Raw genomic sequence first — 14,068 nt, forward strand, 5'->3', positions numbered from 1 at the left:
CTCCGACTCCTCCGACTGATGGCCGCCAAGAAAGCCGCCCTGGGCAAAGGCCTAAGCGCCCTCCTCCCCTCCCAGCCCGGCGCCCCGGATGCCGAAGGCGAAGAAGGGCTGCCGCGCACGCGGCTCTACAACTTCGACGAACGCCAGAGGCTCGCCGGCCGCGTGGCCGACGTCGAGATCGACTCGATCCGGCCGAACCCGTACCAGCCGCGCAAGGACTTCGACGAGTCCGCCCTGGATGAGCTCGCGGACTCCATCCGCCAACTCGGCGTGATCCAGCCGCTGACGGTCCGCTCGACCGGCCGCAACCAGTTCGAGCTCATCTCCGGCGAGCGCCGCTTGCGCGCCAGCCGCCGCGCCGGGCTCAAGATGGTGCCCGCCTACGTCCGCGAGGCCACGACCGAGGAGATCCTTGAGATGGCCATCGTCGAGAACGTGCAGCGCGAGGACCTCAACCCGGTCGAGATCGCGCTCGGTTACCAGCGCCTAACCGAAGAGGTGGGCCTGACGCAGGAGCAGGTGGCGGAAAAGGTCTCCAAAAGCCGCTCGGCGGTTGCCAACACGCTGCGCTTGCTCAAGCTGCCACCGCGCGTTCAGGCGTCGCTGCGCGAGGGCACCGTTACCGCGGGCCACGCCCGGATGCTCGTCGCGTTGGAAGACGAAGACGCGCAGCTCGCGCTCCACCGCGAGATCGTGGACGACGGCCTGAGCGTCCGCGAGGTCGAGCGCCGCGTCCGCGCCATGCGGGACAGCGCCTCTGGCGCCGCGACCGAGCCGTCCCCGACGGCGGAGAAGGCCGCAGAAAAGACCGAGGCGCTCTCCTCGCGCGACAAGCTCCAGATCGAGAAGTACGAGTCCGACCTCCGCGAGCGGCTCGCCACCCAAGTCCAGATCCGCCACCGCGGTTCGGACGGCGCCGGCACCATCACGCTCTCCTACTACTCCCCCGAGGACCTGGAGCGCGTGATCGAGGCGCTGACGGGCCGCTAGCCCCGTGGCGGCCTCTGGCGAACGCCGCCGGCCCCGCAGCCTGTGGCGCGCGGGGCTCGCCGCTCTCCTCGTGTTGGCCGCTTCGCCTCTGGCGGCGCAGACGCCGGACTCCACGGCCACGCCAGAGGCCGACCTCACGCCTCGCCTCGTTCCAGCCGCGCCAGAGGCCAGCGTCGTGGTCGTGGACACGGCGGCCGTGGACACCCTTCGTACGCCGGGCCGAGCGCTCCGCCGATCCCTGCTCGCGCCGGGGTTGGGGCAGGTGTACAACGGGCAGGCGGAGAAAACGCCGTTCGTGATTGTGGCGCTGCTGGGGGCAGGCGCCTACGCGGCGTACAACCACGACCGCTACCTGCTCTACCGCCACGCGTTTCTCTACCAGTCCCGCGTGGAGGCGGGGATCACACCCAACGAGTTCGAGCGCTTCGCCGACGAATGGGTAGAGGCCGGCTCGCTCTCGGCCGTCACGCTCCGCAGCCTGCGCGAAAACGCCCGCTCCAGCCGCGACATCGCCATCGTGCTTACCGGCGCTGTCTACGCGCTCCAGGCGCTCGACGCGTACGTCTCGGCTCACCTCCAGGACTTCGACGTGGGCGAGGACCTCTCGCTGCACGTCGCGCCCGAGGCCTCTGGCGGCGTCACGCTCACGATGCGCCTCGGCCTGTAGCCCCTCGCGCGGGCGTTCGCGCCAGAGGCTCGCGCGGGAGAGAAAGGGGCCGCGGGGCCTCTGGCGGCCGGAAGCGCACCCGCGCGCGCACCGTTCTTGTGCTCTTGGCGAGCCGCGGACCCGGTCTGCACATGGTCCGACTATCTTGAACGGTCCCGCCTGTGGCCCCCCGGTCCTGCCATGTCCGCTCTCGCTCCCCGTCGCGATCCCGCCTCCGCCTCCACGGCGCCCAAAGCCATCTTCGAGAAGGCGCGCCAGTTCTTCGCGCCCGATGGCCGGTATATGCAGTCCAAGGCGGCTGGCGTGTACCCGTACTTCCGGCCGATCGAGGTCGCCGAAGGCACCCGCGCCGTCATCAACGGCAAGGAGGTCATCATGGCCGGGTCCAACAACTACCTCGGCCTCACGAACCACCCGGCGGTGGTCGAAGCCGCGCAAGCGGCCATCGAGAAATACGGCTCGGGCTGCACCGGCAGCCGGTTCCTCAACGGCACGCTGGACCTCCACATTGAATTGGAGGCCCGCCTTGCACGGTTCATGGGCACCGAGGCCTGCGTGCTGTTCTCGACGGGTTACATGACCAACCTCGGCGTGATTCAGTCCATCGCGGGACGCGGCGACTTGCTGTTCTCGGACAAAGACAACCACGCGTGCATCGTGGCTGGCACGCAAGTGGCCGCGGCGGAGACCGTCCGCTACCGGCACGACGACATGGCGCACCTCCGGCTTCTTTTGGAGAAGCACAGCGCGGAGCGCCCGAACGCCGGCAAGATCATCGTCACCGACGGCGTGTTCTCGATGTCCGGCACCATCGCGAACGTTCCTGGTCTGGTAGAGCTCGCCGAAGAGTTCGGCGCCGGCCTGATGCTGGACGACGCGCACGCCGTCGGCGTGGTCGGCCCCGGCGGCAAAGGCACGGCTGCGCAGTTCGGCCTGGTGGACAAGGTGGACTTCACGACGGGCACGTTCTCCAAGTCCTTCGCGAGCCTGGGCGGCTTCGTCGTCGGCTCGCACGAGAACATCGAGTACATCCGCCACACGGCGAGCGCGCACATCTTCAGCGCCTCCATGCCGCCCGCCAACGTCGCGACGGTCCTCGCCTGCCTCGACATTCTCGAAGCCGAGCCCGAGCGGCTCACGCGCTTGGACGAGGTCGCGAACAAGATGCGCGATGGCTTCCGCGCCAGAGGCTTCAACGTCTGGACCAGCCAAACGCCGATCATCCCGGTCGTTATCGGCGACCAGATGACATGCCTCCGGATGTGGGGCGACCTCCTCAAAGAAGGCGTCTTCGTCAACCCCGTCGTCCCGCCGGCCGTCCCTCGCGGGCAGTCGCTGATGCGCACCAGCTACATGGCGACGCACTCGGACGAGGAGTTGGACGAGATCCTGGACATCTTCCAGCGCGTCGGCATCCAGCACGGCGTTGTGACCAAGGACGGCAAGCCCGGCACCTTCATCTCCGACCACGGCGACGCCAGAGGTGAGGCCGTCCCGCCATCCCTGCAGGGATAGAGGAAGAGCGCCTCTGGCGCGATCCCGGTGTGAGCTCGGGGCGCCAGAGGCCTAGTTCGGCGGCTCGGCGAGGTCCGGGCTGTACGAGCCGCGGGGAGAGTCCGCCTCTGGCGAGGCGGCGAGGCGCGGCCGGGGGTCCAAGTCGTCGTGTTCGGGCTCCGCCGCGAGGATGAGGCGCGGCCCGCGGTCGTAGGTGAAGTAGCTGTAGGCCCAGTTGAGCAGAACCGAGATCTGGTTGCGGAAGCCCGCGAGCTTGACCACGTGGAGCCCCGCCCAGCCCAGCCACGCGAAAAAGCCCTTCATCGTAAAGCCGGACGGGAGTTCCAGGATTGCCGCGTTCCGCCCGATCGTCGCCATCATGCCGAGGTCGGTGTACCGGAAGGGCGTCGGTTCCAGACCGCGCAACGCGCGCTCGATCTCGCCAGCGGCGTGGATGCCTTGCTGGATCGCCACCTGGGCCACCTGAGGGTACAGATCCCCATTGGGATCGCTTGCGCCTGCGGCGTCGCCCACGACGAACACCCCGGGGTAGCCCGCCACGCGCAGCGAGTCGTCCACGACGGCGCGCCCCCCGCTCACCTGTTCTGTTCCAAGCGTGTCCACGAGCGGGTTGGCCCGCACGCCCGCGGCCCAGACCACGGTCTTCGCCGGGATCGACTCGCCAGAGGCGAGGTGCGCGGCCTCTGGCGTCACGCGCGAGACCTGCTGGTGGAGGCGCACGTCTACACCGCGGCGCTCCAGCGCTCGCTTGGTGTATGCCTGGAGGTTGGGGGCGTAGGCCTGCATAAGCGCGTCGCTCCCATCAAGGAGGATCACGCGGGCCTGCGACGTATCGAGCCCGGGGAAGTCCTCGTCCAAGACAGCAAACAGTTCCGTCAGCGCGCCCGCCGTCTCCACTCCCGTCGCCCCGCCGCCGACGACGACGAACGTGAGCACGCCAGAGGCGAGCAGCGACGGGTCCCGGTTGGCAGCCTCGAACTGGCGCAACACGTGAGAGCGGAGCGCGATGGCGTCCGGCACGTTTTTGAGTGGGAAGCCGTACTGCTGCGCGCCCTCTACGCCGTAATACGCCGTGCTGGCGCCCGGTGCGAGGATGAGGTAGTCGTACGGGACCGGGGGCCCCGGCTCCACCTCCAGCCTCTGGCGCGCGAGATCAACGCCCGTGACGGTCCCGAGGCGGAAGTCGACGTTTTTCTGGTTGTGGTAGAGGTGCCGCGCAGGTTGCGTGATGTCGTCCGAGTCCAGCCCGGCCGTGGCGACCTGGTAGAGCAGCGGCTGGAATTTGTGGTAGTTGTTGCGGTCGACGACGAGCACGTCCACGGCCTCGCGCTTGAGCGCTTTGACGGCCTCCATCCCTCCGTGTCCCGTTCCCACCACGACCACGCGCGGACGAGCTCCATCGGGGTGGCGTTCGAATCCTCGAATCGTTGGGCCTGGCATCGCTGCTACCTGCTGTGTCGCGCTGCTACGCCAGAGGCCTCTGGCGAGTTGGGCGTCCGAAGGCGGTTCGCGACGTGTTCACTGCGGGGCACCCGGGGGAACGCCGGTCCGCGGCATCGGGCAAACCCCGTTCGCGCCTCATTCACGGCCAGACACGCATCTTTATGCCGCACCGCGTCGTTGACTTGACATAATGCAGCAATCCACACCTAGCATGACGATCCGCAAGACTTTGGCCGCCGCCTGCGCGGCCGTTCCCGCCTTCCTGACCTTCGCCGTCTACACCGCTCGCCTGAGCGACTTCCAGCTCGACCTCAGTTCGGACGATCTCGACGGTCAGCTCCTCGCGCGCAACGACGACTAAGCCCGCCTCTGGCGAGCCTGTTGCGATGACGATTCCCGCCAGAGGCGCCTCGGTGCCTCTGGCGGCGTTGTATCTACGCTACGCCTCTGGCGGAGAGTCGATCTCGCCCTTGTGCCCGTGGTGGTCGCCGTGCTCCTTGACGTAGCGCTTGTTGTAGTCGCGCTCGTACTCCTCTTCGATCTCATGCTCGGAGATGTCCTCCGTTTGGGTCTGCACGCGGTCGAACGCGGCCACGTTGGTGTCGAGCGGTTCGTCCGGTTGCTCGTCTTCGAGGAAGAGCGACCCCGCTTGAGGTGGATCGTCGGCGGAAACGTCTTCGGGCGGGGTGTGCTGTTTGTCGGCCATGAGGAGCGTGAGAGATGAGGGGGCTTCTAACCCCTCCCCCTCGCGGAGGGTCCACACAGTGTCTCTCACCCCAGCGATCTGAGGTACCACGGCCTCTGGCGCCAGAGGCATTGCGGGCGTGCGGGGTCGCTGTCGTCCAGCGCTGGCCCGCGTCCCAAACGCAGCGCGCCCCCGCCAGAGGAGACTAGCGGGGGCGCGAGAAGAGAGAGGCGAATAGCCCCCAGCTCTACTTGATGAACAGCATCTCGCGATAGGTCGGCATCGGCCACAGGTCGGCCGGGACCGCCTTCTCGATCTCGTCGCACGAGGTGCGGGCTTTGGCCATCGCAGGGACCACTTTGCTCTCCATCGCGGCGGCCTCGTCCTTGGCCTTGTGTGCGGCTTCGAGCGCTTTGTCCAAGCCCTTGAGAGCCTTGGTGAGCGCGTTCACTTCGGTCACCACGCGCCCGGCGGTGTCCCGCGTGCCGCTGGCGTCCAGTCCCATGCCGTCGATGGCGCCAGAGGCCTCGCCGAGTTCGCCGAGGTAGCGGATCGCAGCTGGGAGAACGAGGGTGCGGAGCATCGTGCCGGTCGTGGCGGCCTCGATGTTGATCGTCGTCGCGTACTGCTCGATCAGGATCTCTTTGCGGGACTCCAGTTCGCGCTCGCTGAGCACCCCGAAGCGCTCGAACACGGCGACGTTCTTCTCGTCGGTAAGCGTGCCGAGGGCCTCTGGCGTGGTCTTGAGGTTGAGGAGCCCGCGCTCGGCGGCCTCGTCCTGCCACGCCTGCGCGTAGCCGTCGCCGTTGAAGACGATGGCCTTGTGCTCGCGGATGGTCTCGGCGATGACCTCCTGGGCGGCGCTCATGAGTGCCTTCTTGGAGGACTTCTTGCCCATCTTCGCCTCCATCCGGTCCACCATGTCGGAGATGGCCTCAGCCGCGATCGTGTTGAGGACCACGAGTGGGAAGCTCACCGACTGGCTGGAGCCGACGGCGCGGAACTCGAACTTGTTGCCGGTAAAGGCGAACGGGCTCGTGCGGTTGCGGTCGCCAGCGTGGCGCGGAAGCGTGGGCAGGACCGGCGAGCCCAAGCCGAGAAGGCCGGAGCTCTTGCTCTCGGTCGCCGTGCCGGCGTCGAGGATCTGCTCGAATACGTCCGTCAGCTGGTCGCCGAGGAAGATCGAGATAATGGCCGGGGGCGCCTCGTTAGCACCCAGGCGGTGGTCGTTGGCCGCGGTCGCGATGCTCGCGCGCAAGAGGTCCTGGTGCGTGTGGACCGCCTGGATCACCGCGGCACAGAAGAACAGGAAAAGCGTGTTGGAGTGCGGCGTGTCGCCGGGCTCCAGGAGGTTTAGGCCCGTATCGGTGGACATGGACCAGTTGACGTGCTTGCCGGACCCATTGACGCCTGCAAATGGCTTCTCATGGAGCAGGCAGGCGAGGCCGAAGCGCGGCGCCATCCGCTGCAGCGTCATCATCATGAGCTGCTGGTGGTCGGCGGCGATGTTCGCGTTCTCGAAGATGGGCGCGAACTCGTACTGACCGGGTGCCACCTCGTTGTGCCGCGTGGAGACGGGCACGCCGAGGCGGTATAGCTCGGTCTCGACGGCGTTCATGAACGCCATCACGCGCTCGGGGATGGAGCCGAAGTAGTGGTCGTCCATCTCCTGACCGCGCGGTGGCGCAGCGCCGATCAGGGTCCGACCGGCCGTGACGAGGTCCGGGCGGTCCAGGTAGAAGCTTTCATCTACGAGGAAGAACTCCTGCTCGCTTCCACACGTCGCGTAGACGCGGCCCACCTTCTCGTCGAAGAGGTCGAGCGCGCGGCGCGCCTGGGCGTTGAGCGCCTCCATGCTGCGAAGGAGCGGGATCTTGTGGTCCAGCGCCTCGCCCGTCCAGCTCGCGAAAGCCGTCGGGATGCAGAGCGTGGCCGAGCCATTGTGCTCGACGAGGAATGCCGGGCTCGTGGGGTCGTAGGCCGTGTAGCCACGGGCCTCGAACGTGGCTCGGAGGCCGCCGCCCGGGAACGAGGACGCGTCGGGCTCGCCCTGGACGAGGGCCTTGCCCGAGAACTCGGCAACGGCGCCACCGCCAGCGTTGGGCGTGATAAACGAGTCGTGCTTTTCGGCCGTGCGGCCGGTCAGCGGCTGGAACCAGTGCGTGTAGTGCGTCGCGCCGCGCTCCACGGCCCACTCCTTCATCGCGAGCGCGACGGCGTCCGCCACGGTCTCGTCAAAGGGCTCGCCCTTCTCGATGGTCGCCATGAGGCGCTTGTAGACCGCCTTGGGAAGGCGGGACTTCATCTCGGCGAGGCCGAACGTGTTGGAGCCGAAAATGGCCTCGACGTCCCCAGACGACGAGTGGCCGTTGACGAACGTCGACCCTTGCGGGTGGGAGCGGGAGCGGGACAAGGTGGCAGGCATGGGAGAAGGAAGATGCCGGGGTGTGAGAAATCAGGAGTCGCCAGAGGCCTCTGGCGGGGTGGAACCGTTGGGCGCCTCTGGCGCCAGAGGCGCTAGTCGGTGGGGACGAGCGTCATGGGCGCGGCGTGGAGGTAGCTCGTCTCTTTAAGGGTGGAGAGCACGAGGCTGGTCTCGGTCCCCCGAACGCCCGGGAGCGCCTGGAGCGAGCCGAGGAGCGCTTCGAGCGAGGCCGTGTTGGCGACGCGGACCTTGAGGAGGTGCGAGCCGCCTCCCGTGACGGAATGCAGCTCTTGGACCTCGTCCATGTCGGTCACGGCCTGGATGAACTCGGCGTAGTGCTCGGAGCTGGCGGAGCGGACGCGGACAAACGCTGTGATGTCGCGCCCGAGTCGTTTGGCGTCCAGGATCGCGTGGTAGCCCGTGACGACGCCGCGCTCCTCAAGCTTCCGCATCCGCTCGCTAACGCTCGGGATGGAGAGCCCCACCGCCTCGGCGATCTCGGTCCGCTTGATGCGGCCTCGCGTCTGAAGAAGGCGGAGAATGGTCGCGTCGGTTTCGTCGAGTCGTTCCACGGATGTCTTTTTTGGAGGCAACGCGTCAAAGGTAGCGCGGCAACTCACGCCAAGGCCCCATCTCGCCTTACTTGTTTACACCTTCGCAATACGACGCCTCACTTCCTGCGCGTGATCGCGCCAGAGGCCTCTGGCGAGCGCCGTTCGTAGATTCGGCCTCTGGCGCCGCAGCGCGCCGGGGGCGATTTCCGCATTCGGCGACGTCGCCTGAGGGCCTGTAGCTCAGTTGGTTAGAGCAGTCGACTCATAATCGATAGGTCGCGGGTTCAAGCCCCGCCGGGCCCACCTTACCCCTTGGCGCCGGAGTCTCCGGCGAAGCCCATTCCGCCCGCCGAATGCTCCGTCCCCTCGCCCTCGCGCTTCTCCTCGCGTGCGCCGCCGCGCCAGAGGCTCAGGACCGTCAGATCCTCTTCCCGGACGTGCCGGGGCTCCACACGATGGTGGTGGACCTCCATACGCACACCGTCTTTTCCGACGGCGACGTGTGGCCGACGATCCGAGTGCAAGAGGCTCGGCGTGACGGGTTGGACGCCCTCGCCATCACCGATCACCTGGAGTTGCTCAAGCGCGCGCCCGATGTCCCGGGCCTGGACCGGAACCGCTCGGCCGAGATCGCCCTTGAGGCGAGCGCGAACGGCGTAAGCCCCTTGCTGGTCATCCGGGGCGCGGAGATCACGCGCGAGCAGCCGTACGGGCACGCCAACGCGGTGTTCATCGAGGACGCCAACGCTCTGTTGCTGGACAGCGCGCGCGACGTGTTCGCAGAGGCCCGGCGGCAGGGCGCGTTCACGTTTATCACGCACCCCGCCTGGACGACGCAGCGGAAAGACGCCATCGCGCGCCTGACCGACGAGCAGCGCCAGCTCGTCGCCGACAGCCTCGTGCAGGGGATCGAAGTCGTCAATGACCAGACGTACTCCGACGAGGCGCTCCAGCTGGCCCTCGACTTCGGCCTCGCCATACTTGGCACGTCGGACCTCCACGGCGTCGCGGACTGGACGTTTCACGAGGCCTCTGGCGGCCACCGGCCGGTCACGCTCGTGCTCGCGCCCGAGCGCAGCGCCAGCGGCCTCCGGGCGGGGCTGGACGCGGGCCGGACCGTTGCCTTGTTCAAGCAGACGCTGATCGGCCGGGAGCGCGATGTGCTCCCCCTGCTCTGGGCGACGCTCGGTATCGGGCGCACCTTCTACAACAACGGCGGGATTTCGGTCTTGAACGTCGAGCTCGTCAACCGCTCCACTACCCCTCTCCTTCTAGAGAACCGCAGCGCCTACGCCCTCCACAACGGGATCGGCGTCATCACCGTCCCCGCCGAGGGCTCGGTCGTCGTCCGGTTCAAGACGCTTGAGCGCGTCCTCTCGGTCCCGATCTCGTTTGCCGTGCTCAACGCGGTAACGGCGCCCGGCGAGCACCCCGTTCTCAGCATGGAGGTAGGGCCGGGCATGAACCGGTAAACCCAGGCGGCGGCACGCGTCGGCCACATCTCGCGCGCCAGAGGCCTCTGGCGGTGACGCACGCTGTCAGGGGGGCGTCGATAGTTTCCCATATGGCCTCTGGCGACCCGAACCCCACCGTCCTCGACACCGACATCCAGGAGCTCCCCGGCGTGGGCGAGCGCCGCGCCGAGCCGCTGCGCAAGGCGGGGATCTCGACGTTCCGCGACCTCCTGCGGCACTACCCGCGGCGGTACCTGGACCGGAGCACGGTGACGCCCATCCGCCAGATCGTCGAGGGCGGGACCGAGGCCATCATGGTGGTTGGGACCGTTACCGGCAAGAGTCAGGTCGGCCAGGGCCGCAAGGTGCGCTTCGAGCTCAAGGTGACCGACGAGAGCGGCGGCACGCTCAAAGCCGTGTGGTTCCGCGGCGGGCACTACATCGGCCGGCAGTTCCGCAACGGCGACCGCCTCGCGCTGCACGGCAAGGTCGAGAAGTACGGCTCGACGTTCTCGATGGCGCACCCCGACTTCGACAAGCTGGACGACGCCAAGGCGGCGCTCGACACGGGCCGCATCATCCCGCTCTACCCGGGGACTGCCGCGCTCGAAAAGGTCGGCCTCACGAGCCGCGCGTTTCGGCGCCTCATCTATGGCCTGTTTAAAGAGCACGGCTTGGCCATTCCCGAGGTGCTCCCCGAGTCGGTCCGCCAGAGGCACGATCTCATCGCGGGCAACGTCGCGCTCCGCGCCGTGCACTTCCCCAAGTCCCGCGACGAGCTGGGCCGCGCCGTACGCCGCCTCAAGTTCGAGGAGTTCTTTTTCCTCCAGCTCCTCCTCGCGCTCACCAAAGGCCGCCAGAAGCGCGAGCCGGGCACGACGCTCGCGGGCATGGGGCCTCTGGCGCGGCGGTTCGTGGAGGACGTGCTGCCGTTCGAGATGACGGGCGCGCAGAAAAAGGCGCTGCGCCACATCGCGCAGGACACGGCCTCTGGCGCGCAGATGAGCCGGCTCGTGCAGGGGGACGTGGGCAGCGGCAAGACCGTTGTCGGCGTGGCCGCGATGCTCATGGCCGTGGACGCCGGCTTCCAGGCCGCGTTTATGGCGCCGACCGAGATCCTGACCGAGCAGCACTACGCGAACATCAAGAGCTATCTGGAGCCTCTGGACCTCAACGTGCAGCTCCTCATCGGCGGGCAGCGCAAAAAGCTGCGCGAGGAGATCCTGGAGAGCGTGGCCGGGGGCGAGGCCGACGTGGTCGTGGGGACGCACGCCATCATCGAGGACACCGTCGCGTTCAAAAACCTCGGGCTGGCCGTCGTGGACGAGCAGCACCGCTTTGGCGTGATGCAGCGCGCGAGCATGTTCCGCAAGGGGCTCCGCCCGCACATGCTCATGATGACCGCGACGCCTATCCCCCGCTCGCTCGCGATGACGGTCTACGGCGACCTGGACGTGACAGTCATGGACGAGCTTCCCGCCGGCCGCAAGCCCATCGACACGCGGCTGTACACGGAGAAGCGGCGCGAGGACATGTACGCCTTTCTCAAGGAGCAGCTACGCGAAGGGCAACAGGCCTACGTCGTGTATCCGCTCGTGGAGGAGAGCGAAAAGCTGGACCTCAAAGACGCCGAGACGGGCGCGTCCGAACTCATGGAGCGCTTCCGTCCGTATAAAGTGGACCTCGTCCACGGCCGGATGCTGGCCTACGAGAAGGACGAGGCCATGGAGCGTTTCAAGGGTGGCGAGACCGACATCCTCGTCGCCACGACCGTGATCGAGGTCGGCGTGGACGTGCCCAACGCGACGGTCATGGTGATTGAGCACGCCGAGCGGTTCGGGCTCTCGCAGTTGCACCAGCTCCGTGGCCGCGTTGGCCGTGGCGGCGACCAGTCGTACTGCTTCCTCATGGCCGACTACAAGCAGACCGCCGAGAGCAAGGAGCGTTTGCAGGCGATGGTGGAGACGACCGACGGCTTCGTGATCTCGGAAACCGACCTCCGCATCCGTGGCGCAGGCGACTTTTTCGGGACGCGCCAGTCCGGTTTGCCCGACCTCAAGATCGGCGACGTGGTGCGCGACCAGGAGATCCTCGGCGAGGCGCGAGAGGCCGCCTTCGCGCTCGTCGAATCGGACCCCGAGCTCCGCGCGCCAGAGGTGGCGAGCGCACGCGAGCACTTCGCGCGGACAGCGCCGAAATCACTCGGCTTCGCGCGCGTGGGATAGGCCTCTGGCGGGGACAGGAATGCGCGTGGGGCCTCTGGCGCCAGAGGCCCCACAGCACAGGCTCAGGCCGCGACCGGGCTCAAGACCTCCCGCCCCAACTCCGCCAGCGCCTCCAGCGTGAGCGACTGCGGCCCGTCCGAGAGCGCCTGATCCGGGTCCGGGTGCGCCTCCACGATGAGGCCGTGCGCGCCAGCGGCCAAGGCCGCGCGGCACAGCGCGGGGACCCACCGGCGGGCGCCAGCGGCGTGGCTGGGGTCCACGATGACGGGCAGGTGCGTCCGCTCTCGTGCGACGACCACCGCCGAGAGGTCCAGCGTGTTGCGCGTCGCCGTCTCGAACGTGCGGATGCCGCGCTCGCACAGGATCACGCGCTCGTTGCCGCCCGCGAGGACGTACTCCGCCGCCGCCAGCCACTCGTCGATAGAGGACGACATGCCGCGCTTGAGCAGAACTGCCGTTTGCGTGCGCCCGACCTCTTTGAGCAGCTCGAAGTTCTGCATGTTGCGCGCGCCGATCTGGAGCACGTCGGCCTCTCGCGCGACGGCCTCCACGTCGCGCGGGTGCAGCACCTCGGTCACGATGGGGAGGCCGTTGGCGCGGCCGGCCTCGTGCATCATCGTCAGTCCCTCGAAGCCGAGCCCCTGGAAATCGTACGGCAGCGTGCGCGGCTTGAAGCACCCGCCGCGGAGCATGACGCCTCCCGCCTCGCGGACGCCTCTGGCGGACTCGAAGATCTGCTCGCGGCTCTCGACCGAGCACGGCCCGGCGATCAGGACAGGCGGCTCGTCGCCGCCGATGCGCACGTCACCGATCTGCACGACCGTATCCGGCCGGTCGCCGCGGTCGACGAGCTTGGCGCGGCGGGCCTTGACGCTGGCCGTGCCGCGCGTGGCCGGGGCGCGAGAGGCGACGGGCGCAGCCTCTGGCGTCGCCGTGCGGTCGCGCCCGGCGTGGAAGACGGGGTACGAGCCGAGCACGCGGAGCGACTGCGTGTGGGCGCGCGCGGCCTCAACCGCGGCGGCGACCTCTGGCGTTCGCGCGTCGCCCTCGATGTCGGCGTAGAACAGGCTCTGGAACGGCGTCGTGGGAGAGGGGCGGCTTTCGAGCTTGGTCAGGTTGATCTCGGCATCGGCGAACACCTGCAGGACCCGCGCGAGCGCGCCGGTCTCGTGATTCGTGGAGAGCACGAGCGAGGTTTTGTGCGGCAGCCGCGCATCGTGCGCCAGAGGCTCCCGCGCGACGATGAGGAAGCGCGTGAAGTTGTCTTTCCGGTTCGCGATGTTGCGCTTGATGATGTGGAGCCCGTAGCGCTCCGCGGCGTCCTCGCCTGCGATCGCGGCGCGCGTCGGATCGCCGGACTCGGCCACGAGCCGGGCCGCGCCGGCGGTGTCGTCCTCGGCCTCGACGCGGGCCGAGAGCCCGTCCAGGAACAGGCTGCACTGGCGGATCGCCTGCGGGTGTGAGCCGATGCGCTGGATCTGCTCCACCTCGACCGGCTGCGGCGCCATCAGGCAGTGCTCCACCTTCAGGATCTCCTCCCCCACGAGGTGCAGGCCGGGCGCTACGAGCAGGTCGTACACGCCCGAGATCGGTCCGGCGGTCGTGTTCTCGACCGGCAGGAGCGCGCGGTCGGCCCGGCCAGAGGTCAGCGCCTCCAGCGCGCCGCCAAAGGTTGTCGCGCCCTCGTACGTCACGCCGTCCATCGCGGCAAAGTGGTGCCGCGCGGCGGAGTGGCTGTAGCAGCCCGGCACGCCCTGGTAGGAGATCCGCAAGCCCGCCGCCTCGCCAGAGGCGTGGGCGGACTGGAAACGGACCGAGTGGCGCAGGATCTCGCGGTAGAGCTGGCTCGCGAAGTAGCCGTCCACGCCGGCCTCTTCCGCGAGCGCGTGGACGCGCGCCAGAAGCGACTGCTCGCGCTGGGCGTCTTGCAGCGGGAGCGCGTCGTTCTCGGCTTTGAGGTCGGCCACGTCGCGGACGAGGTCTTGCCGTTCGGCGAGGGCGGCGATCAGCCGCCGGTCGGTGGCGTCGAGGGCGTCGCGGAGGGATCGGAGGGCGTCGGACATGAGGCGGGGCGCCAGAGGCGCAGGCAACAAAAAAAGCCCGCTCGGAA

11 protein-coding genes and 1 tRNA gene are annotated in these 14,068 nt (G+C 68.3%); 7 read left to right on the forward strand and 5 right to left on the reverse strand.

All coding sequences use genetic code 11. The features are described 5' to 3' along the window. The 3 genes from BSZ36_RS10375 to BSZ36_RS10385 form a co-directional block, all read left to right on the forward strand. A partial coding sequence (locus BSZ36_RS10375) for a ParB/RepB/Spo0J family partition protein (protein WP_218827637.1) occupies positions 1-990 on the forward strand: 990 nt, incomplete at its 5' end. A gap of 70 nt (positions 991-1,060) precedes the next feature. Then, positions 1,061-1,657, forward strand: coding sequence for a DUF5683 domain-containing protein (locus BSZ36_RS10380; protein WP_143536845.1), 597 nt, complete (start codon positions 1,061-1,063; stop codon positions 1,655-1,657). 180 nt (positions 1,658-1,837) lie between these two features. Continuing rightward, on the forward strand, positions 1,838-3,172 hold the full coding sequence (locus BSZ36_RS10385) for an aminotransferase class I/II-fold pyridoxal phosphate-dependent enzyme (RefSeq protein WP_094548642.1): 1,335 nt from the start codon (positions 1,838-1,840) through the stop codon (positions 3,170-3,172). A gap of 51 nt (positions 3,173-3,223) precedes the next feature. Here the strand turns inward: BSZ36_RS10385 and BSZ36_RS10390 are convergent, their stop codons facing one another. Continuing rightward, positions 3,224-4,612, reverse strand: coding sequence for an NAD(P)/FAD-dependent oxidoreductase (locus BSZ36_RS10390; RefSeq protein ID WP_094548644.1), 1,389 nt, complete (start codon positions 4,610-4,612; stop codon positions 3,224-3,226). A gap of 214 nt (positions 4,613-4,826) precedes the next feature. Here BSZ36_RS10390 and BSZ36_RS19410 point away from each other — a divergent pair, with 214 nt between their 5' ends. Then, positions 4,827-4,976: a hypothetical protein gene (locus BSZ36_RS19410; protein WP_179271131.1), complete on the forward strand. Its 150-nt coding sequence runs from the start codon at positions 4,827-4,829 to the stop codon at positions 4,974-4,976. Between the two features lie 78 nt (positions 4,977-5,054). Here BSZ36_RS19410 and BSZ36_RS10395 read toward each other — a convergent pair whose 3' ends face one another. From BSZ36_RS10395 to BSZ36_RS10405, 3 genes are all read right to left on the reverse strand, one after another. Then, positions 5,055-5,321 (reverse strand): hypothetical protein, encoded by a 267-nt coding sequence (locus BSZ36_RS10395; protein ID WP_143536846.1) that lies wholly within the window; start codon positions 5,319-5,321, stop codon positions 5,055-5,057. A gap of 226 nt (positions 5,322-5,547) precedes the next feature. Further along, positions 5,548-7,725 carry a glutamine synthetase III family protein gene (locus BSZ36_RS10400; RefSeq protein ID WP_094548649.1) on the reverse strand — a complete coding sequence of 726 codons (2,178 nt, stop codon included), beginning with the start codon at positions 7,723-7,725 and terminating at the stop codon, positions 5,548-5,550. A gap of 92 nt (positions 7,726-7,817) precedes the next feature. Then, entirely contained in the window at positions 7,818-8,297 is a 480-nt protein-coding gene (locus BSZ36_RS10405) for an Lrp/AsnC family transcriptional regulator (RefSeq protein WP_218827639.1), read from the reverse strand. A gap of 211 nt (positions 8,298-8,508) precedes the next feature. Between BSZ36_RS10405 and BSZ36_RS10410 the strand changes: the two genes are divergently transcribed. The 3 genes from BSZ36_RS10410 (at position 8,509) to recG (ending at position 11,958) form a co-directional block, all read left to right on the forward strand. After that, a tRNA-Ile gene (locus BSZ36_RS10410) sits at positions 8,509-8,582 on the forward strand. Between the two features lie 50 nt (positions 8,583-8,632). After that, a complete protein-coding gene (locus BSZ36_RS10415) occupies positions 8,633-9,751 on the forward strand; it encodes an Sb-PDE family phosphodiesterase (protein WP_094548653.1) in 1,119 nt (372 codons plus the stop codon). A 53-nt stretch (positions 9,752-9,804) separates the two neighbouring features. Next, a complete protein-coding gene (gene recG, locus BSZ36_RS10420) occupies positions 9,805-11,958 on the forward strand; it encodes an ATP-dependent DNA helicase RecG (protein WP_218827640.1) in 2,154 nt (717 codons plus the stop codon). Positions 11,959-12,020: 62 nt separating this feature from the next. Here recG and aroF read toward each other — a convergent pair whose 3' ends face one another. Continuing rightward, positions 12,021-14,021 carry a 3-deoxy-7-phosphoheptulonate synthase gene (aroF, locus tag BSZ36_RS10425; RefSeq protein ID WP_179271132.1) on the reverse strand — a complete coding sequence of 667 codons (2,001 nt, stop codon included), beginning with the start codon at positions 14,019-14,021 and terminating at the stop codon, positions 12,021-12,023. Positions 14,022-14,068 lie beyond the last annotated feature (47 nt).

The sequence above is a fragment of the Rubricoccus marinus genome (assembly GCF_002257665.1).
GTDB classification, from domain to species: domain Bacteria; phylum Bacteroidota; class Rhodothermia; order Rhodothermales; family Rubricoccaceae; genus Rubricoccus; species Rubricoccus marinus.

Coding starts and splice junctions, on each gene's coding strand:
- BSZ36_RS10415 (WP_094548653.1), top strand. CDS start 8,633: ATGCTCCGTCCCCTCGCCCTCGCGCTTCTCCTCGCGTGCGCCGCCGCG.
- aroF (WP_179271132.1), bottom strand. CDS start 14,021: ATGTCCGACGCCCTCCGATCCCTCCGCGACGCCCTCGACGCCACCGAC.
- BSZ36_RS19410 (WP_179271131.1), top strand. CDS start 4,827: ATGACGATCCGCAAGACTTTGGCCGCCGCCTGCGCGGCCGTTCCCGCC.
- BSZ36_RS10400 (WP_094548649.1), bottom strand. CDS start 7,725: ATGCCTGCCACCTTGTCCCGCTCCCGCTCCCACCCGCAAGGGTCGACG.
- BSZ36_RS10395 (WP_143536846.1), bottom strand. CDS start 5,321: ATGGCCGACAAACAGCACACCCCGCCCGAAGACGTTTCCGCCGACGAT.
- BSZ36_RS10390 (WP_094548644.1), bottom strand. CDS start 4,612: ATGCCAGGCCCAACGATTCGAGGATTCGAACGCCACCCCGATGGAGCT.
- BSZ36_RS10385 (WP_094548642.1), top strand. CDS start 1,838: ATGTCCGCTCTCGCTCCCCGTCGCGATCCCGCCTCCGCCTCCACGGCG.